This is a genomic window from Neobacillus cucumis (assembly GCF_023715505.1).
On record NZ_JAMBOH010000007.1, the window covers coordinates 113,842 to 133,630 of the forward strand.

Annotated in this window: 16 protein-coding genes and 1 pseudogene; 1 reads left to right on the forward strand and 16 read right to left on the reverse strand. The window is 41.3% G+C overall.

Features of this window, described 5'->3' with window-relative positions; all coding sequences use genetic code 11:
- Nucleotide 1 precedes the first annotated feature (1 nt).
- A complete protein-coding gene (locus M3226_RS12570) occupies nt 2–1,249 on the forward strand; it encodes an MFS transporter (protein WP_251565834.1) in 1,248 nt (415 codons plus the stop codon).
- A 314-nt stretch (nt 1,250–1,563) separates the two neighbouring features.
- Here the strand turns inward: M3226_RS12570 and fdhD are convergent.
- From fdhD to M3226_RS12655, 16 genes and pseudogenes are all read right to left on the reverse strand, one after another.
- Nucleotides 1,564–2,070 (reverse strand): annotated as a pseudogene (gene fdhD / locus M3226_RS12580) (formate dehydrogenase accessory sulfurtransferase FdhD); the annotation flags it as partial.
- 204 nt (nt 2,071–2,274) lie between these two features.
- The gene (locus tag M3226_RS12585) at nt 2,275–3,723 is read right to left on the reverse strand and encodes a purine-cytosine permease family protein (protein ID WP_251565836.1); all 1,449 of its coding nucleotides are present in this window, start codon (nt 3,721–3,723) and stop codon (nt 2,275–2,277) included.
- A 165-nt stretch (nt 3,724–3,888) separates the two neighbouring features.
- The gene (locus M3226_RS12590) at nt 3,889–4,929 is read right to left on the reverse strand and encodes a leucyl aminopeptidase (RefSeq protein WP_144563567.1); all 1,041 of its coding nucleotides are present in this window, start codon (nt 4,927–4,929) and stop codon (nt 3,889–3,891) included.
- Nucleotides 4,930–4,944: 15 nt separating this feature from the next.
- Nucleotides 4,945–5,766, reverse strand: coding sequence for an alpha/beta fold hydrolase (locus M3226_RS12595; RefSeq protein WP_251565838.1), 822 nt, complete (start codon nt 5,764–5,766; stop codon nt 4,945–4,947).
- Between the two features lie 77 nt (nt 5,767–5,843).
- Nucleotides 5,844–7,355: a 4-hydroxyphenylacetate 3-hydroxylase N-terminal domain-containing protein gene (locus M3226_RS12600; protein WP_251565840.1), complete on the reverse strand. Its 1,512-nt coding sequence runs from the start codon at nt 7,353–7,355 to the stop codon at nt 5,844–5,846.
- A gap of 195 nt (nt 7,356–7,550) precedes the next feature.
- On the reverse strand, nt 7,551–8,429 hold the full coding sequence (locus M3226_RS12605; protein WP_308211943.1) for an FAD synthetase family protein: 879 nt from the start codon (nt 8,427–8,429) through the stop codon (nt 7,551–7,553).
- A 103-nt stretch (nt 8,430–8,532) separates the two neighbouring features.
- On the reverse strand, nt 8,533–9,204 hold the full coding sequence (locus tag M3226_RS12610; RefSeq protein ID WP_251565842.1) for an isochorismatase family protein: 672 nt from the start codon (nt 9,202–9,204) through the stop codon (nt 8,533–8,535).
- 67 nt (nt 9,205–9,271) lie between these two features.
- The gene (locus M3226_RS12615; RefSeq protein WP_251565844.1) at nt 9,272–9,760 is read right to left on the reverse strand and encodes a flavin reductase family protein; all 489 of its coding nucleotides are present in this window, start codon (nt 9,758–9,760) and stop codon (nt 9,272–9,274) included.
- The gene (locus M3226_RS12620) at nt 9,753–10,547 is read right to left on the reverse strand and encodes a maleate cis-trans isomerase family protein (protein WP_285857830.1); all 795 of its coding nucleotides are present in this window, start codon (nt 10,545–10,547) and stop codon (nt 9,753–9,755) included. Before M3226_RS12620 ends, M3226_RS12615 begins: the two co-directional genes overlap by 8 nt.
- A 56-nt stretch (nt 10,548–10,603) precedes the next feature.
- Nucleotides 10,604–12,109, reverse strand: coding sequence for a 4-hydroxyphenylacetate 3-hydroxylase N-terminal domain-containing protein (locus M3226_RS12625; protein ID WP_251565846.1), 1,506 nt, complete (start codon nt 12,107–12,109; stop codon nt 10,604–10,606).
- 232 nt (nt 12,110–12,341) lie between these two features.
- Nucleotides 12,342–13,109, reverse strand: coding sequence for an isochorismatase family protein (locus M3226_RS12630; protein ID WP_251565848.1), 768 nt, complete (start codon nt 13,107–13,109; stop codon nt 12,342–12,344).
- A gap of 351 nt (nt 13,110–13,460) precedes the next feature.
- Entirely contained in the window at nt 13,461–14,444 is a 984-nt protein-coding gene (locus M3226_RS12635) for a D-2-hydroxyacid dehydrogenase (RefSeq protein WP_144563584.1), read from the reverse strand.
- 15 nt (nt 14,445–14,459) lie between these two features.
- Nucleotides 14,460–15,164, reverse strand: a complete 705-nt coding sequence (locus M3226_RS12640) for an RraA family protein (protein WP_251565849.1) — start codon at nt 15,162–15,164, stop codon at nt 14,460–14,462.
- A gap of 47 nt (nt 15,165–15,211) precedes the next feature.
- Nucleotides 15,212–17,248 (reverse strand): (Fe-S)-binding protein, encoded by a 2,037-nt coding sequence (locus tag M3226_RS12645; RefSeq protein ID WP_285857831.1) that lies wholly within the window; start codon nt 17,246–17,248, stop codon nt 15,212–15,214.
- 19 nt (nt 17,249–17,267) lie between these two features.
- On the reverse strand, nt 17,268–18,041 hold the full coding sequence (locus M3226_RS12650) for an enoyl-CoA hydratase/isomerase family protein (protein WP_251565851.1): 774 nt from the start codon (nt 18,039–18,041) through the stop codon (nt 17,268–17,270).
- Nucleotides 18,034–19,782 carry an FAD-binding protein gene (locus M3226_RS12655; RefSeq protein WP_251565853.1) on the reverse strand — a complete coding sequence of 583 codons (1,749 nt, stop codon included), beginning with the start codon at nt 19,780–19,782 and terminating at the stop codon, nt 18,034–18,036. Before M3226_RS12655 ends, M3226_RS12650 begins: the two co-directional genes overlap by 8 nt.
- Nucleotides 19,783–19,789 lie beyond the last annotated feature (7 nt).

A 19,789-nucleotide genomic window follows, 5' to 3' on the forward strand; every position in this document is an offset into this window, starting at 1 on the left:
TTTGATCAAATCAAAATGGTTAAGAATTGCCCTCCCGTTTATGATTGGATTGTTTATAGCTTACCTGGACAGATCCAATTTATCTGTTGGATTAGAGGGAATGTCAAAAGATCTTGGCTTTTCGGGATCGGACTTTTCCGTAACATCCAGCTGGGCATTAAGTGCTTTTTTAATTGGTTATGGCTTGGCAAATTTTTTTGGCGGTATTTTAACCTATAGAATGAATCCTAAAACCGTTGTTATCTTCGTGTATGCATTATGGTCAATTGCTACACTTTTAACGGGTTGGGTTAATTCAGTAGGGCTTTTAATCTTCTTCCGCCTTATTCTAGGAATTGGAGAGGGTATTTATTGGCCTCAACAATCTCGATTTGCGCAAGCGTGGTTTACAAAAAAAGAACTAACTGTAGCTAATACGGTCATTCAGCATTATGGTCAATTTTTATCCCTTGGTTTAGGGTTTTTGATACTTATACCTATAAATGCAAATTTGGGTTGGAAACCACTTTTTATTATTCTAGGAACCGCAGGATTGGTTATTGTAGTGCCTCTTTATTTATGGCTGCTTAAAAAAGAACCTGACGGAGTGGAAACCAAGCCCAAAGAGGAACAAAGTTCCAAAGAAAAGTTGACCTTTCGTTCTTTAGGTGGTTCGCGCTTTCTATTGTTGATAGGTGCTCACTTAGGTCAAAATATGCTTTTTTGGGGAATTACTCTTTGGATTCCACTCGCTGTCAAATCCCTTGGTTTTACTGGACTGACACAAGGACTCCTCAGTGGATTGCCTTACTTGGCTGCCGTGATTTTAACGATTCCGATGTCCATCATCAGTGATCGAACAGGAAAACGTGTCTTAATTGCAACTGTTGGTTTAGTATTCGCAGGTATCTTATTAGTTTTCCTTCCGGTGGTTGATAGCCCTGTTGGAAAAATAGTTCTCATTACGCTCTCCTTAGGAACACTCATTAGCACTTACACAGCAAATTTTTGGGCGATCATTCAATCGAGTGTGTCTCCAAGCTCTGTTGGTCCAGCTATCGGAATTGTTAACGGAATAGGAGTTGGATTCGGTGGAACCATTTCGAGCTTTATTGTCGGTCTTTTATTAGAACATACTGGATCTTACATTCCTGGCTTTACAGTTATCAGCTTCATAGCAATTATTGGTGGGTTCATACTGTACCTCTATGGACGAACTCTTGGTCCAAAAAATTCAGGGATGAAAGCTGAAGGGCAGGTTATATCATAAAATGAAGTTTCCTGTTTAATAGTGTCAGGGTGTGCAGTTTTAGACTGATTAAAAATCATCACAATATACAATTTGGACTGAGGGTCTACTAATTTTAAAGTGCAAAGGCTCTAAGGATCTAATCCCTAGAGCTTTTTTATCATATAAACAAAAATATATATCTTTTTAACTTCCATATAAGTATCTTTTGCATGGAAGTGAAAGATGACTTTTTCACGACCAAGCTTCTTCATTGCTTCCACCGGATCCATTCCTTGCCAAACTAAGTGGCTTGGATCTAAGTTACAATAATTTCCCCTGTGTGTATGATTTTCTCAAGATGTTCGACTAATGGCATCAATACTCAAAATTCGATCCTGATGGGTGTAAACATTTAATCCGTTTCCACGGATAAACCCTACTGCCGTTATCCCAAGCTCATCAGCAAAACCGAGAGCCAGATCGGTCGGGGCAGATTTCGAAAGAATAATTCCTACCCCAATCTTGGCTGCCTTCAGCAGCACCTCTGAGAAGATTCTGCCGCTAAAGGCAATAAGCTTATCTTTCAAGGAAATCCGGTTTATAAGGCAGTGTCCATACAATTTATCTAAGGCATTCTGCCGGCTAATATCCGCTCTGGATAAAACAATCCCATCCGTTGTACATAAAGCTTCATTATGAACGCCGCCTGTTCGTTGGAAATGGCTTGAACTTTCCTGCAAATTTGCCATTAACTTTCCGCATTGCTCCGGTGCAATTGTTAATTTCGTCTTCACTGTTTTTGCTGTTTTGACATCATTATAAAAGTAAAATTGCAGGCCTTTACCGCAACAGCGCCAGATTGGCCACCTATTGAATTGGACTGACCCAGTGTTTTGGTGCAGGGACTTTTGAAATTTTTTGCGGCCCCGGATGTAATGTTTTTCCCATTCGCTTACCTCCTTGAAAATATTCCAATAAAAAACAGAATCATCCCTAATAAAAACGAACTCCTTTTAAAAAGAAGTTCGTCTTCCATCATAAAATTAATGACTTCCCTAAATAATTTAAGGTACTATATTCTCAGCAACTTCACTAGATACTTCTCTTGAACGATATGGAAACAAAGTCGTTAAAGCGTAGTATACAATCGCCCCAACAAGCGCAGATGAAGTAAAACTTAAATCAATGCCGCCGACGGCAGATACGAATGGACCGGTGAAAATGCTGGTGCTTGTAAACAACAATCCCACAATCAATCCAATCGTCCATGAAATAACAGCAGGAATGTTAAATCCGCTAGAGTACCAATAGCTGCTTGACGTAGAACTATTGTGTAAATCTAATGGTTTATAACGCCCTTTCACCAAGTAATGTCCGACAAGATTGATCGCTAACCAAGGTGACACACCCACGATAATGATAATAACAAACCCGTCGATTAGGTGTATCATATTGGACACATCCTGAACTCCGATGAATACCAAGAGAAAACCGACAATTGCCATAATTATGGTGGTTGTTACCCGTTTAAGCGTCCATCCGAGGGACTCGAGAGAAAGTCCGGCACTGTATAAACACAACCCACCGTTCGGCAGAGCACCAAATATCCCTGCAATCGTAATTGGAGCAATCCACCATGATGGAGCCCCCCCAATAATTCCTGTTACGAATGGAGTAGATAAATCCTTCACCGTTGACATCATAAATGATGCTGGTACCATTGCTAACCAACACCCGACAAACATTCCCAGGGATGTGGCCCCTGCCAATTTCGTCGAACTATGACTATTGGGAACATATCGGCTATAATCCCCTACAAATGGTGCATACGAAATAGGCACCGAAGCTACTACCAGCATGGCGAGTGCCCAAGTCGGCCAAAAACCTCCTAATAAATAATGACCACCTTCGTAACTAACATTGAACCTTGAAGCAAATATAAACACAGATAGAATGACAATACTTCCTACCAGGTAGGTTCCTATTTTTTCAAACAAAACTACTACTTTATGCCCCATTATTGCTACTATTGCGGTTATGACACTGACGATGATACAACCTATCAATAATGTACCTGTTCCTTCTGACCAGCCAAACAACCGGTGACCTCCCGCGACGAAGGCTTGAGCACCTGTCCAAACCATAAGAGCATAGAAACCAATCGCTATTACAATATTAAGAAGCGAACCAATAATACGGCCCTTTACCCCAAAATGTGCTCCGCTAGCTAGTGCTCCATTCGTACCTGTTCTCTGAGACAAAATAGAAATCGGTCCGATTGCAATGGAGCCAATCGCAAGCCCCACCGTCAATGCCCAGAATGCTGCCCACCAGCCAAGTCCGAACACAATCGGTAATGAACCGATTGCCATAATGCCAAAAGCAAACTGCGAACCACATAGGACGTAGAATACATTGGATGCCTTTGAATTCCGCTCATTCTCCGGAATCATATCGACACCCCGTGTTTCAATTGAAGAATGCTCTTTCATCTTAACCGTTTGGTTGCTCAAAATACATACCTCCGTTTAATGGTCATAATTTCTTTAAAAAGTACCATCTCTCGCAAAGAAGTTGTATTAAATCGCAGTAGAGTGATTCCATCTTTATTCAGTTTTTTCCATATTCAATGATACAAAATCATCCTTTTACCACAAGGGAATAATGAGTTTAGTAAATCAAGCCAGCTGTGGTTTAACAGCTTTCATTTCATCGATCACAATATCTCCATCTTTAACGATTAACTTGCCGTCCAGGTATAACGTACAATTTTTCATTGGCAAATCAAGATGGCATGGGGTATCGTTGTTCCCCCCTAATTCAGAGTTTGGCCCCAAGGAGAATAAGACATTTCCATAAAAGGCACGCCCATCCATGCCAAACACTTGATCATCGAAAGCGAGACTATGCCATTGTGCCCTTTCGTTAAGTCCCCAGCCAATGTGAGATATCGCGTAAGCTCGCGGGTCATTAAAACTTTCGATATAATCCCTCATCAGCATGGCGTCAAAACCGCCTTCAATGTCCGTAACAAATCCACCTTTTATCGTTAACTTTACTTGGTCTTGAAAATATCGGTTAAACGGGAAAAATATGTCCCCTTTATCCAAAACTACAACCCCGTCAACTCCGCCATCATTAGATGTCGCAGCAGAAAAACAACTTGGCAAGTGGTCCCATCTGCCTGGTTCATCAGCAAAACCGTATTCCGTAAGGATTGGATATTGACCTAGCTGATAGGTAACATCGCTGCCCGCCTTATTGGTGAATCTTAATTCTTTTGCATTCCTTAATAATTGGGTTGCATAAAGCACTCTCTCTTTGTCGCTTTCCTTTGGAAACATTCTTTTAATTACATCGAAAGGTTCGACAACCAGCAGAATTCTTACTCCTGCATCCTGCAGTTCCAATTGTTCTTTAGAAAAAAGGAGGAGAACTAAGTCAATGACAAGGTCAGCCTTCTTCAAGCACTCAACTGCAACTCGGTTATCGGTTAACGGTGTAATGCCAAACGAACCAGAAGCTCCTTGTTTAGCTGGCGGCAGTTTCAATTCAAAGGCGTTCGCCCCGATCTCGGAAGCTGCCGTCAGGAACGCTTTCGCATAATCTGCTCTAATCTCGCCCGAAGTTAATACCGCCATCGTTTCAGACCGCTTTAATTTACACAATTCAAGTTGTTTTTTAAACAGGGAAACCATTTCTTGAAATTCAACAGTCATTTATTAACACCTCGTTTATTTTTTTGTAATTCCTTCAATAAATGAAACAATATAATCAACTGTTTGTTCTGGTGCATCTTTATACACCATGTGGCTTACTCCTTTAACCCTTTCAACCTGCATCGAAGAGTTGATCGTTTTCAAAACCTGAAGTTCGTTTTCACGAATGGTATCTCCATGTTCTGCCGCTAATAGGGATGCAGGGACTGAAAGCATTTTGATATATACTTGAAAAGGCTCCAATAACAGAGATTGGTAGGATTCAATAATCGCTGGCAAACTATTATTTCGATATTCTTCCGCTCTTTCAGCTATTTGTTCATCTGTAAATGAAGGAAAGAAGCTGCGGAATAATTCCATATCCCCTTGATCAACAGCCTCCTTTTGTTTTAAAAACATCGACAATGGATTAGGATAGATCTCTCTCTGTCCTGGTCCGTTAATAGGAGGATCGATTAATACGATGCCGGAAATGAGAGACGGATATTGGCTGCCAAATGCAGCCGCAATCCGGGCTCCCATGGAGTGGCCAACCAATACCGGAGCAATGGGATTATCTATTAAAGCGTTTACAATATTCAGTAAGTCCTCTGTATAATCTTTTAATAGATAGCCTTCCTTAGGACGATCGGACAGCCCTCTGCCCCTGGCATCCATTGATAAGGAATAATAGTTTTCAGGCATTAAATTTAGGACTTTTGCAAATGAAAGGCTGTAACTAGTAATTCCCGGCAAAAAAATGACGGGAGTACCGGCCTTATCTCCTTTAGTAATGAGGTGAATTTTTGCATTTAGACCGTTTACAAAAAGGTCCCCAAAAGAATGATTTTGCTTCATATTTATATCTCCTCTCAGGCGAACGAACCCAAATTAAAGCTATTCTTCTATCAAGCGACTTCCATTTTCACTAGTGATTACACTTCTTTTGGAAGACCAATAGATTTACGTATTTGGTTCATAAAAGGTGTTCGATCGTATTCATGGTATAGACGCTCACGAAGCAATGGAGCTGGGAGTGCATTGACGTTTTCAAAAAGACCAACACGACCTGCATGAGAATCTGTGGTAATATCCCAAATAAAGTTCATCAATAAGTTTTTCTGCTTGGATGTTAAATCCCGTCCAACGAGAAGTTCCTCCAGTTTCCCGCCAATAAATGGATGATCATAGTCTTTTTCAGAGAATCTCATGACCAATCCCTGTCCGCATAATTCCTGAAGATGATGGATAATCCGCGGATAGTGTGTAATACCATAAAGTCGCCCTGCGGTAAGCATATTGACATCTGGCCACATCACGTCATCTTCAGTTGGTTTAGCCAGTTCCTCTGAGGCCAATACATATGCTCTCAAGGTTTGAGCATACTGAATCACTTCTGATACGATAGAACGTACACCTGGAATCTTCCCCGTTCCCAAAGCATCAACAATCAGCTGGGCAGCTCCGGCATACATTTCCGCTTTGGTTGCCAAACGAGAGAGAATATGCCAGTGCGCTCCTAATACAACCCCTCCATATAATTCATTAAGTTCTGGTACTCCATAGTTAAAAATTCTCCACTTTTCCACGAAAACGTTATCAAAAATCAAGAAGGAGTCCATTTCTTCTCCTCGTGATTTAACCGGGTGATCATAGGTACTTGCCGCATCGGAAGAGACTGTTTCCCGACAGACAATGTGAATGCCTGGTGAATTTATCGGTACTGATAACCATAATGACTCTTCAGGTAACAAACCAGGACGCATCAGATTAGAGAGGATCATCTCATTTCCTTGGGACGAAATGGAACCTACCGCTTTCGCTCCGCTAATATAGATTCCTTCTTCCGTTTCCCTCACCACCCGGAGTAAAGCAGGAGTAGAATCGCCGCCTTTTATTTGGCTCCCCAATTCGACATCAAACAGGCGGGCACCAGCTGCCGCGGCTTTTGAACGGTCATTTTGAGGATCAACTAATACCTCAGGACCCATCAAGTTATTTTTTTGGGCATAGTCAATATAGTGGAGGACATTATCTGCATATTCAGGCCTTTTGCTGCGGAACTTTGAAAGATATGCCGCCATTCCCACAGGCACGAGAGGCGCTAAATCAAACGGGCGGCCAAACACCCCGAAGGTTTCCTGAGCAATATAATCCGTTAATTCCCTTCGGCTCTTCAAATCTTCTTTTGTTCTAGGAATCATCCAGGCTTTGGTCACTCGTTCCCCTATGTCTGACCTGATGTACGTAAGCTTATCTTGTGTTTCTGGGTTATGCTGGGCATCAAAGATGTTAGCCATAATATTTATACCACCGCTAGTGGCTGGGTGAGTGGTTACATCCTGAATCAGTTCGCCCTTATAATAAACGGTCCTGTCATCACGAAGACTCTCCTTATACATCTCGCCTGTTTTTAAATACTTTGAAACTACCGAAATATTTTCCATCCTTCTCCCCCTAAAAAATATTTACGAGAATCCTTGCCGATCACATTTTGAAGTTATCGAAGTTTAAACAGCTTATTATATTAGCCTCAAGTTGCTAAACTTGTCGAATTTATCATAGATAAAGTCTAAGGTGAGTATCAAAAAGTGTCAATATTCTAATAAATTCTCACAATATAGTATAATGAAATGAACAATTTAACTTAGTATAGAATGACGCTGGATAGCTATTTCTAAGTCAATTTCCTTAGGAACTGCTGTAGACACAGACTGAAGAAACTCTAAAGTAACCCTATCTTTAGAAAAACAATTAATCGCAGCCTGGTCTAAATTCATTTCAATAAATTGATTGGTAGGGAAAATAATTGCTTTAGTAAAGTATTTGTTAGTAGAATTTTTCAGATTGACCCAATACTCCCCTGCAGGCGGCAGAATAAGGGCGGCATCTGGCACAAATAGTCCTTTATAATCATTCAACCTCTGGACAATCCTGCCGCACATTTCGTGTTGTTTACCCATAAGATCAGAAGCAAGCTTAAGATCGCCATTATTTATCGCCTGGCGCACTCTAGTGCTGGAGATACGCTCATCACCCAAATGAGTAAATTCGAAAATATCCGTCTCAAATCCCAATCTGGCACCTGTTTGTTTTAAAACTTCGGGGGTTCCTGAACCTTTATAGCCAAACCTAAAGTCCTTTCCAACAAAAAATTTTTTAGGGTTTAAACCCAATAGAACGCTGTCAACAAAATCATCGGAGCTAATGGTTGAAAAGCTATTATCAAAAGTATATTCAATGAGGATATCGACTCCAAGAGCAGCTATTCTCTCCGCTCTGGTGTGCGGACTGGTAATAAGAGACGATGGTAATTCAGTGTTGCTAAAAAAGGTTTTCGGTAGAGGGTCAAATGTTATGACAATCGTGGGGTAGTTATTTTTTTTACCCTCCCCTACAGTGCTTGAAATTAATTGCTGATGGCCTTTATGTACGCCATCAAAGGAGCCAATCGTTATATAAGAGCCATGTTCTAATTCTGCTAAATGCGGGTTGAATAGGTTTTTATAATATTTCAGGATTTTCCCTCCTCACTATCTATTGTTTTAGTTATAAGGGAATCCAACCTGGCCTTCTTTTTCATTAATCAAAAACGTTTAAGGCCTAAAGCGTTGATTGAAAAATTTATTCTTTTATTAAAGCTGTAAATGAACCCTTAGGATATTTAGCAGATACTGTTGTTATGATTTCCTCGGTAGTTAATACATCGGCATATTTCTGGCGCATATCGATAATACTTTGTTCATGGGATGCTAATGAACGATCCCCTACAGCATCCTCCACAACGATTGGTCTGTATCCGTATTGCAGCGCATCAACAGCTGTAGCACGAACACAGCCACATGTTGTACAACCTACAATTATCACAGTATCAACATTCTGTGCATTCAGACGTGCAATTAAATCGGTCCCAAAAAATGCAGAAGCATATTTCTTAACAATTAAGCCGTCCCCATAACGAATATCCAATCGGGGATCCACATTCACCGCACTGGTACCTGCTTTTAAAGTCTTTAACCCCTCCATCTTTTGGTACCATAATCCTGAATCAGCAAATGTATCATCATCATAAGAAATGGTAGTAAAGAATACTGGCAGATCCTTATTACGGATAATTTCCAAAAGCGCATTTACTTTATTTATTTGCAAGGTTAAATCGGAACCCATAGGCATACTAGGATCAGTAAATCCTTCAATCATATCAACAACGATCAACCCTGGTTTCTTACCAAAACCCAATAATTTTCCAAAACCTCTTTCTTTATACAAATCCTCATCACCTTGCTGATGCACCACAACAACTCTCCCTCCATAACCCTCCAAGACTAGTAACATACCAATCTTGGAAAGTCATTCACTTGAATTAGTTCCTTACAGCTGGATTAAATTCTCCAAATTGTCTATTAAAATGAAGCAATGGTGATTTAGATTCACCTAATATCACATCTTCAACGAACCCGATAAAAATAGTATGATCACCAGCTGTCACTGTTTGTTCAACTCTGCAATGAACATTGGCTAGAGCATTTTTGACATCATAATTAAAACTGCCCTTACTTTCTGCAAACTCCTCAAAAAACTTTGGTGCACCTGCTTTTGCTCCAGATCTTGCTACTTCAATTTGATCCTCAGCAAGCACGCTGACACTGAAACGTTGGTTATTAATTATCGCTTGTGTACTAGCTGCTTGTGTAGCTAGGCTTATTAAAATTAAAGGCGGCTCCATTGAAATTGAACAGCACGCACTAACAGTTAAGCCCCAAGGCCGGCCCTCGATTTCAGTCATGACAATTGTTACTCCAGTAGCAAGCCGGCTCATCGACTCTCGAAATTTATTTTTTACTTCATCCATTATAATTTCCCTCCTCAATTGGAAGTTTAGAGATGATATCCCCTGATAGTAGCTTACCCGCATTTGGCACATACGGGTGCAGATCAAGAGTTTTAAGAATGTTGTATACGGTTGCAACAGCTGCTGAAAGCACTGGTTTTCCGATTTCATTCTCAACAAGCTGAATTGCTTCTAATGAAGGCATCTGAACACAAGCGGATAAGACAACCAAATCAGCTTGGCTAATATCTAATTTTTTAACAATCTCTAGTAAACGCATAGGGTCTTGACGTCCAACTTCCAAATTATCAGGGATTTCCAGACTAATCGAATCTGTTACTTGTATGCCGCTTGCCTCAATATAGTCAATCACCTGTTTGGTTAAAGGCTTCATATAAGGGGTAATAATAGCGACTTTTTGAGCTCCTAATGTTTTAATGCCATCTACCAGAGCACCAGCACTGCTAATAACCGGTGTAGCTGCTCCATTTTCTTTTGTTGCATTAAATAGGCGCTGTTCAGACTCCATATGATAACCGGGCCCCTGGCACATAATAGCGACAAGGCATGCATACGCAAGAACATCACATCTGGCATCCGAAAGTTCGACAGCACAGCGGTCACTTTCTACATCCATTGCTTTTAATTCTTCTTTTGTAACATGTTTCATTCGCATCCTACTTGAGTGAAAAGTAAACGACAAATTCGGATCAACTTGTTCTCTCCAACGAAGCATTGCTGGAATTTCCGTTTCCATCGTTGTATTGGAACTAGGAACAACTAATCCTATTCGGTAATTTTTTTTCATTTACACGCCTCCAAAATAGATAGAACCTATTAAGCTATTGTTCTTATAAACTTCACCTACATAGGAAGTCCGATCGACTTACGAATATGGTTCATAAACGGTGTTCGATCATATTCATGATACAAACGCTCACGAAGCAGCGGTGCCGGCAAAGCATTAACGTTTTCAAATAGAGCGACGCGGCCTGCGTGGGAATCTGTAGTAATATCCCAAATGAAGTTCATCAACAAGTTTTTCTGCTTCGAAGTTAAATCGCGTCCAACCAGTAGTTCCTCTAATTTTCCTCCAATAAATGGATGAGCATAATCTTTTTCAGAGAATCTCATGACCAGTCCTTGTCCGCATAATTCCTGGAGATGATGGATAATTTGCGGATAATGCGTGATACCATAAAGGCGTCCAGCTGTAAGCATATTGACATCCGGCCACATAACGCCATCTTCAGTCATTTCAGCTAATTCTTCAGAGGCTAAAACGTAGGCTCTTAACGTTTGAGCATATTGAATAACTTCCGATACGATAGAACGAACTCCTGGAATTTTTCCTGTTCCAAGTGCATCTACGATTAGCTGAGCAGCACCGGCATACAATTCAGCTTTGGTAGCTAGACGGGACAACACGTGCCAGTGTACTCCTAATACAACGCCGCCGTACAATTCATTGAGTTCTGGGACACCATAATTGAATATTCTCCATTTTTCTACGAAAACGTTATCAAAAATTAAGAAGGAATCCATTTCTTCTCCGCGTGATTTAACCGGGTGATCATAAGAACTGACAGGATCTGAAGAGACCGATTCACGGCAGACAATGTGGATTCCTGGTGCATTGATAGGAACAGCTAACCAAAGAGATTCTTCCGGTAACAGCCCTGGACGCATAAGATTGGAGAGAATCATTTCGTTACCTTGGGAAGAAATCGAACCTACTGCCTTTGCACCGCTAATATAAATCCCCTCTTCAGTCTCTTTCACTACCCGGAGCAAAGCAGGTGTGGAGCTGCCTCCTTTTATTTGGCTTCCTAATTCAACATCGAATAGGCGGGCACCCGCAGCGGCTGCTTTGGAACGGTCATTCTGAGGATCTACTAGTACTTCTGGACCCATCAAGTTATTTTTCTGAGCATAGTCGATATAGTGAAGAACATTTTCAGCATATTCTGGCCTTTTACTGAGGAATTTCGAAAGATGTGCGGCCATACCCACTGGAACAAGAGGAGCTAAATCGAATGGTCTGCCAAACACGCCAAAGGTTTCCCGAGCTACATAGTCAGTCAATTCTCGGCGGCTCTTAAGGTCTTCCTTCGTTCTAGGAATCATCCAAGCTTTACTGACTCGTTCACCTGACTCTTGATTGATATACGTTAACTTATCCTGAGTTTCGGGGTTATGCTGAGCATCAAAGATCTTAGCCATAATATTGATACCGCCGCTAGTAGCTGGATGAATGGTCACATCTTGAATTTTTTCCCCCTTATAGTATACTGTTCGGCCATCACGAAGACTTTCCTTGAACATTTCACCCGTTTTCAAAAACTTTGATACTACCTGAGTATTTTCCATTTGTACTCCTCCTAAAAATAATAGAAAATCATGAACACCGATAGTTTGAAGTTATCAAAGTTGTATTCTTTCTCTAAAAGTTACCTCAATCTACTAAACTTACCAAAGCTTCCATGGTTTTATTTTATCTCACGGCACTATTAGTGTCAATATTCAATTTTATTAAATTTTTCTAAAAATAAAAAAACCATGATTACCTGAGGATAATCATGGTTTTATTCAAATGCGCTGCTCATGGTTTCATACCTTTAAGAACCTTATCCAGATTCATTACGTCTGCATACCTTGCGTTTAAATCTACTAATGTTGAGTTCTGTAAGGTTTGATTTCGATCTCCTACAGCCTCTTTAGGAATGATAACTCTATAACCTCTTTGAAGAGCATCTACTGCAGTTGCTCTTATACTCCCACTTGTAGTAGTCCCAGCTAATATTAATGTATCAATTTGTCTGTCTTTCAAGAAATCATCTACTTGATCATCGTACAAAGAAGATATATATACAGTTGCTTTAATCAAATCATATGGATAGTCAGATAAATCTGGATGAATATTGACCCATGTACTTTCGCGGTCTAAAATTTGAAGCGAGGGGAATTTTTCACACCATAATCTAGAAACCTTATTTTCAGTTTCATAAATCGTTTTACTAAAGATTATCGGAAACTTATCGGTAAGAGCTTGTTCAATAAGTTGTTGGGTAGCAGTGATTTGATGATCCATTTTAATAGCTAATTGGGAATGCGGTTCAGTAAATGCTATGGTAAAATCACGAATTAACAGAGCAGGTTTTGTACCAAATCCAATTTGTCCGGAAAACCCCTGATTAGAGAAAAGCTGTTGAACCTCATCAAGAATATATCGTCTTTGACCGCCAGGGGTATAAATAACCTTTAAGCCATATTCTTCAATATTTCCAGTTTTCTCCATCCGCCTTAATGTACTCGGCGACACTCCCAATAGCTTGGCAGCGTCAGATATATTTAACAGGTTTTCAAACATATGTAATCCTCCCGGCTTAAGTCAGCAATAAACTTTCTAAAGTTACAATAAATTACCCATTATGTATTAAACTTACCATCATTATAGCATAGCAAAATAATTACTGGAACTTATTCCCTATAAATAGTAGAATATTCTTGTGTTTTTCCTGCGATGCGTTTGCTTACTTAAATATTTTCACTATCTCTTATAACTTATGAACACTATAAGAGGCTTCTCACAATCTTGTGAGAAGCCTCTTTTTGAAAAATTCAATTTGTTTTTTCTAATTTAGAGATAGATAAAAAAACAACCACCTTACCCCCGATTGACTGTTGGGATAAGGTTATTGTATTGATTTAATCATCACTTTTAAAGATTGGCGGCAGTAGTGGTCGTAATAGAATTTACCACGTTCTTTGGACTTCCGGCGACAAACCCTTTTATATTATCCACTGCCAAATCCAAAAGACGACTCCGTGCTTCCTTTGTAGCCCAAGCGATGTGAGGAGTGATAATACAATTTTTTGCTTTAAGCAAAGGGTTGGTATCTTCTGGAGGTTCCACCGCCAGTACGTCCAATCCAGCGCCGGAAATAACTCCTGCATTGAGAGCCTCCGCTAAATCCTTATTGTTAACAAGTTTCCCGCGCGAAGTATTAATAATGAAAGCGGATGGTTTCATCATGGATAAATTTTCTGCGTTAATTATACCTTCTGTAACCGGGGTTAACGGACAGTGCAAGCTGACAACATCGGATTGTCTCATTAAATCAGGCAGATCCGCCCATTGAAAATTGGGCAGGTCAATATTCCGATGATTGTTGTTATATGCAAGTATGCGCATACCAAAAGCAGAAGCAATCCGTGCCGTCTGAAGCCCGATTCGTCCAAGACCGACGATTCCTATTGTTTTACCGGCTAGTTCAACAAGTGGGTAATTCCAGAAGCACCAATCAGGATTCCTTCCCCATTGTCCTTCCATAACAACATCACTGTGACGTTGAACATGATGGCAATGTTCAAGCAGCAGTGCAAATACCATTTGGGACACCGATTCCGTCCCATATGTTGGAATGTTGCTGACTACGATTCCCCGTTCTTCAGCAGCCTTCGTATCAACTATGTCAAAACCGGTTGCCAAGACTCCAATATACTTGAGATTTGGCAGTTTCTCCAGAGTTGCCTGGCATAAAGGAGTTTTATTGGTCAAAATAATCTCTGCGTTTGAAGCCCTTTCTATGATGAGGTCTTCCGGAGTCCGATCGTAAACCTCTGTCTTACCGATCTGCGACAATCCGTCCCAGCTTAAGTCACCGGGGTTCAAAGTATATCCATCTAAAATACAAATATTCATAAAATCACCCCTCATTTAATTGTTTAATGGCATAGGCAATTTTTTTACGCCAAATTCACAACCTTTTTGTTCAAGTGTTTGATCTACCCATGAACGGTTAACCGTACCGTTTTGGATTGACTGGAGTATATCCTCCTCTCGAATTTGTTGTTCCTTTATTAATTTTAATAGTTCTTCCGCGTGTCCAAGAGGAACAACCGCTAGGCCATCTTCATCTCCAACAATAATATCTCCGGGATGTACAACCAACCCTCCGACGGAAATGGGTACATTGATTTCGCCCGGCCCATCTTTATATGGGCCGCGGTGTGTTACTCCTCTCGCATATACCGGGAAAGTCTCGGATCTAATGGCCCCTGTATCCCGTATAGCACCGTCAATAATAAAACCTGCAATTCCTTTTTTAATTGCTAACTTTTGCATGATTTCTCCTACAATTGCATTGGTGAGGTCACCTCCGGCATCGACAACAATGACATCTCCCGGTTCGGCCAAGTCAATGGCCTTGTGTACCATTAAATTGTCGCCAGGCCGTGTTTTCACCGTAACAGCAGTACCTACGAGTTTTCCTTCTTTATGATATGGTCGAAGTCCGGAAGCGATCGCGTGCATGCGGTTTAAATTATCACTGATATGCGGGGTGACCACATTTTCAAACTCCTGTATTAATTCTTTGCTTGGACGGGCTTCAATGGGATAAATGCAAAATCCTAGATTCATAGTTTCTCCTCCTGGTCATTTTCTCCATGGCAGTGCTAACAAAGCGATTAACTTACTAAAGAACGCTCCACAATCTCAGCAATATCCAACGTTTTAACTTGTTCTTCTACTTCTTTTGCCTTAGTCCCATCACTGAGCATCGTTAGGCAATATGGGCAGTTGCTTCCAATAACGGTGGGATTTAACCTCAAGGCTTGTTCTGTCCTCTCGATATTAATTCGTTTCCCCTGTGTCTCCTCCAACCACATCATTCCGCCACCAGCCCCGCAGCACATGGAATTTTCACGATTTCGCTCCATTTCTGCTACTTTGACTCCAGGAATGGCTTTTAGAATTTCTCGTGGAATATTATAGATTCCGTTATAACGGCCTATATAACACGAATCGTGGTACACAATCGTTTCATTCACTTCACGGGTTGGTTTTATTCTTCCTTCTTTTATTAACTTGTGGATCACTTCCGTATGATGGTAGACCTCTGCCTCCAACCCAAATTCCGGGTATTCGTGCTTAAAGGTGTTATAAGCATGCGGATCGATGGTGACGATTTTTTTCACGTTGTTAGCTTGAAAGTTTGCTATATTTTCTTGGCAAAGCTGTTGAAATAAGAATTCATTCCCTAATCGTCTCGCTGTATCTCCTGAATTCCGTTCTTCATTTCCTAGAATGGCAAACTTAACGCCCGCAAGGTTGAGAATCTTTGCAAACGATTGGGCAATTTTTTGACTTCGATTATCATAAGAGCTCATGGAACCGACAAAGAACAAGTATTCAAATTCTTCCATCTCCTCAACCGTTGGGACATTGACATCGTCTCTGCTTTCACGCCATTTAATCCGCTCCCTGCGATTAAGTCCCCAAGGGTTGCTTTGACGTTCAATATTTTGAAAGTAGCGTGTGGCCTCATGCGGCATTTTCCCTTCAGTCAATACAAGAAACCGGCGCATATCGATAACTTTTTCAACATGTTCATTGGCTACCGGGCATTGATCTTCACAATTTCTGCATGTCGTACAAGCCCATAATTCTTCTTCTGTAATCACATCTCCAATTAGATTTGCCGTTACAGCTTCCGACGTTGCCGCTGCCTCATGACCTGGAAAAGCAAACGAAGGCATCCATGGTGTTCGCGAGGTAATTGCCGCCCCCTTTTCGGTCAAATGATCGCGCATTTTTTTCATTAATTCCATCGGAGACAGGGTTTTTCCCGTTACAGATGCAGGACACATACTGGTACAGCGCCCACACTCTACACAGGCATAAAGATCAATTAACTGGTTTTGACGGAAATCTTCAATTTTCCCTACCCCGTAAGTCTCCAGGGATTCGTCTTCGAAATTGATCGATGTCAGTTTTCCCACCGGCTTTGTATCACGTAAATACACGTTAACTGGAGCAAATAAAACATGAGCATGCTTTGACTGCGGTACATAAACAGCAAAACTAAGTAACGTAATAAGGTGAAGCCACCAAAAAACATAAAAGCCTACGCCGCCTGCCTCTCGGCTCAAGCCCGAAAACCATCCGGCTATCGTACTGGAAATAGGTGCGTATGGAAGGAAACCTTCTTGCCCCAACCATATATGTTCAAAACTTAGACTTAAAAAGATAGATAATACCAAAGTGGTTAAAAAAATGATAACCAAACCCGACTTAAATCCACGCTTTAATCGCTTTAGCTTTTCTATGTAGCGGCGGTAAAAGGCATATAGGACGGATAATAAAACGAGAAAAGTGGTTATTTCCTGAGATAAGCTAAAAAACTTTTGGGCTGTGCCAATTGGATATTCAAACCCTTTAAAAAACCCTTTAATGATCAGCTCAATGGCCCCAAACTGCAGGATAATAAATCCATAAAACATAATCACATGCATGACGCCGCTCTTGCGGTCTTTAAAAAGTTTTCTCTGTCCGAAGACGTTCACCAGTACTTCATTGACTCGCTTCTGAGTGTCTTTCCTCAAGTTCGCTGGTTTCCCCATTTTAATGAACGTTACCCGGCTATATACAATGTTGGTAAACAGATAAATTGCGTATCCTGTGATACCCAGAAAAGCTATAAAATTTATGAGACCGATCACCATATTCGTTTCTCCTTTCCTGTTACTTGTGTAAAAAAGAAGCTTTTCGCTTCTCAAGAAAAGCATTGACAGCTTCTTTCACATCCTCGGTTTCATGTAGCATGTAGAAAAGCTCTTTCCCTTTATCCATAAATGTGGAAGAATCAGCAGCATACAGATTGATTGCTTTTTTAATGGCTTTTAAGGCAACACCTGGCAAGTTGGCTAAATATTGCGCCAATTCTTCGGCTTTTTTTACCCCATCCGAACTTTCAACGATTTCAGAAGCAATCCCAAGTTGAAGGGCCCTCTCGGCCGATATTGGCTTGCCGGTCAATACCAGGTTCATCGCCTTAGCTGGACCCACCAGTGAGATTAATCGCTCTAATCCCCCATTTCCAGGGAAGACACCGCGCAATACTTCTGGATACCCGATTTGAGCAGTGGATGAAAAGATACGGATATCAAAGGCACTGGCAAGTTCCGCACCCCCTCCTAAAGCATTGCCTTGAATATAGGCAATGGTAGGTTGAGGTGCATTCATTACCTCTGCCAGCATCTCATGTCCCCGCGTCCATACCTCACCGGCCGATTTATTGGCAATACGATCCGGGAACTCTTTTAAGTTGGCACCACAGCAAAAATGATCTCCTTTGGCGACGAAAAGGAGTACACGAACCCCAGAATAATCAGTAATGATACGGAACGTATTCGTTAACTCTTCTTTCACCTTTTCAGAAAGTATGTTCAACGGAGGGTGATCGAGTATTACCTTGGCTATTCCATTTTGAACAGAGAAATCAACTGCATTACCCATTTGCTCCTATCCTGCTTTGCTCTGCTGGCCACTCATATTCCTCCGCAGACATGATTCCGTCCACTTGCCTAATTCGAATGCTTTTTTTCCAATTGGCATCATCTTTTTGCGGGAAGTCTTCGCGATAATGACAGCTTCGACTTTCTCTTCGAAGTAACGCAGCCAACACGATCGACTTGGCTGTAATGATCATGTTACGCAATTCAAGTGCGGACTTGATGGTATCCAATCTTACAGAATATTTACCCTGCTCGAGGTCTTGTTCGGTTTTCAGTAAATACTCCCATGCATCCATCAATCGGGCTTCATTGCGAATAACCAGGCAATTCCGATACATATTCCGGCGAAGTTCATCAATGCTTTCAAGAACATCTTTTGTTCCATTTTGGCTATTTTCAATCCACTGTTTGATCGTTTGAAATTCCTGGATGCACCATTCTTGTGACGATAATTCCTTGCCGTGCTTCATTGAATAGTGTGCAGCTGCTTTTCCTGTTCGGTAGCCATAAACTTGCCCTTCTGCGAGAGAGTTGCCCCCGGGCCGATCCGGGCCTCGTAAACCTCCAGCCGTTTCTCCGGCGATGAATAAACCCAATATGTCAGTTTCACCATCTGGAGAGGTGATTTGTGTCCCGCCGTTCATACATTGAGCCACTAGACCGACTTCAAATTTATCCGAGTGTACATCAATGCCTTTGGATTTTAACACACGTTTTGTCTTCGGCATTTTCTCCTCAACAATCGCCTCAGATCCGGGAGCCATCTTACACCATACGCCTCCGTGCGGTGATGGATTGTCTTCTGATTCTCTTTGGATGGATGTGTCCAAATAGAAGGAATGATTGGATACGGTAAATGGAAAGGCCTTGTGGTTATTAACGTCCTTCACATTTACACCTGTTGGGAGATATCGCTCCAGGAACCGCTCCCCCTTCTGATTTGAAAGAATCGGATGTGTCTTCCAAACCGGTCCTGAAAGTAATGTCACCGGAGGGTTGATCACTCCCGGGCCGATTTGCACGAATTCCATATTTACAAGCGGAATCCCTTGCTGATACGCCATTGCATACCCATCCCCCGTCATATCCGGCGTACCTACACCATAAGTGTAAAGGAAGTGGGCGCCGCCACACGCTAAGATGACAGACGATGTTTGATAGAAGACAAATTCATTTTTGTCAATATCAAAAGCGATGGCACCAACGATTCTCTTTTCGTTATCTGTTACTAATTGAAAAACCATCATCTGCTCATCAATCGGAACGTTATTCTTTTTTAATTCCTTCGCAATGATGTTAAGAATATGTCTTGCCGTGACACCATTCACCCTGCATGTACGGGGATAAGTAGCAAAATCACTCATACCCTGAACAAGTTTGCCATTTTTTTGTTTATCAAAATTAAGCCCTAAATCGATCAGGTCATTTATCCTTTTGGGAGCGTCTTCAGCTAACGTTCGCACTAATGCAGGGTCAATAAAACCTCGTCCCGCATCCATAGTGTCCTGATAATGAATTTCCGGTTCGTCCCGCTCGTCCCCATGGCCAATCGCGGCCGCAATCGCAAGAAGCTCCGAAAACGCTGTTGCTGTGGATCCACCTTTAAGCCAAGGGGATTTAACAGCTATTCGAACCTGTGCTCCAGACTGATATGCAGTTAATGCTGCTTTTGCAGCTGCACCGCCGCCGCCAACTACTAAAACATCACATGTAATCGTCCTTGTTATTTCCCATTTTCCCAATGATCTG

Bases quoted from the DNA above. Each gene is read 5' to 3' on its own strand.
- M3226_RS12595 (WP_251565838.1), bottom strand. From the start codon at position 5,766: ATGAAGCAAAATCATTCTTTTGGGGACCTTTTTGTAAACGGTCTAAAT.
- M3226_RS12635 (WP_144563584.1), bottom strand. From the start codon at position 14,444: ATGAATATTTGTATTTTAGATGGATATACTTTGAACCCCGGTGACTTA.
- M3226_RS12615 (WP_251565844.1), bottom strand. From the start codon at position 9,760: ATGGATGAAGTAAAAAATAAATTTCGAGAGTCGATGAGCCGGCTTGCT.
- M3226_RS12630 (WP_251565848.1), bottom strand. From the start codon at position 13,109: ATGTTTGAAAACCTGTTAAATATATCTGACGCTGCCAAGCTATTGGGA.
- M3226_RS12645 (WP_285857831.1), bottom strand. From the start codon at position 17,248: ATGGTGATCGGTCTCATAAATTTTATAGCTTTTCTGGGTATCACAGGA.
- M3226_RS12620 (WP_285857830.1), bottom strand. From the start codon at position 10,547: ATGAAAAAAAATTACCGAATAGGATTAGTTGTTCCTAGTTCCAATACA.
- M3226_RS12625 (WP_251565846.1), bottom strand. From the start codon at position 12,109: ATGGAAAATACTCAGGTAGTATCAAAGTTTTTGAAAACGGGTGAAATG.
- M3226_RS12650 (WP_251565851.1), bottom strand. From the start codon at position 18,041: ATGGGTAATGCAGTTGATTTCTCTGTTCAAAATGGAATAGCCAAGGTA.
- M3226_RS12600 (WP_251565840.1), bottom strand. From the start codon at position 7,355: ATGGAAAATATTTCGGTAGTTTCAAAGTATTTAAAAACAGGCGAGATG.
- M3226_RS12590 (WP_144563567.1), bottom strand. From the start codon at position 4,929: ATGACTGTTGAATTTCAAGAAATGGTTTCCCTGTTTAAAAAACAACTT.
- M3226_RS12640 (WP_251565849.1), bottom strand. From the start codon at position 15,164: ATGAATCTAGGATTTTGCATTTATCCCATTGAAGCCCGTCCAAGCAAA.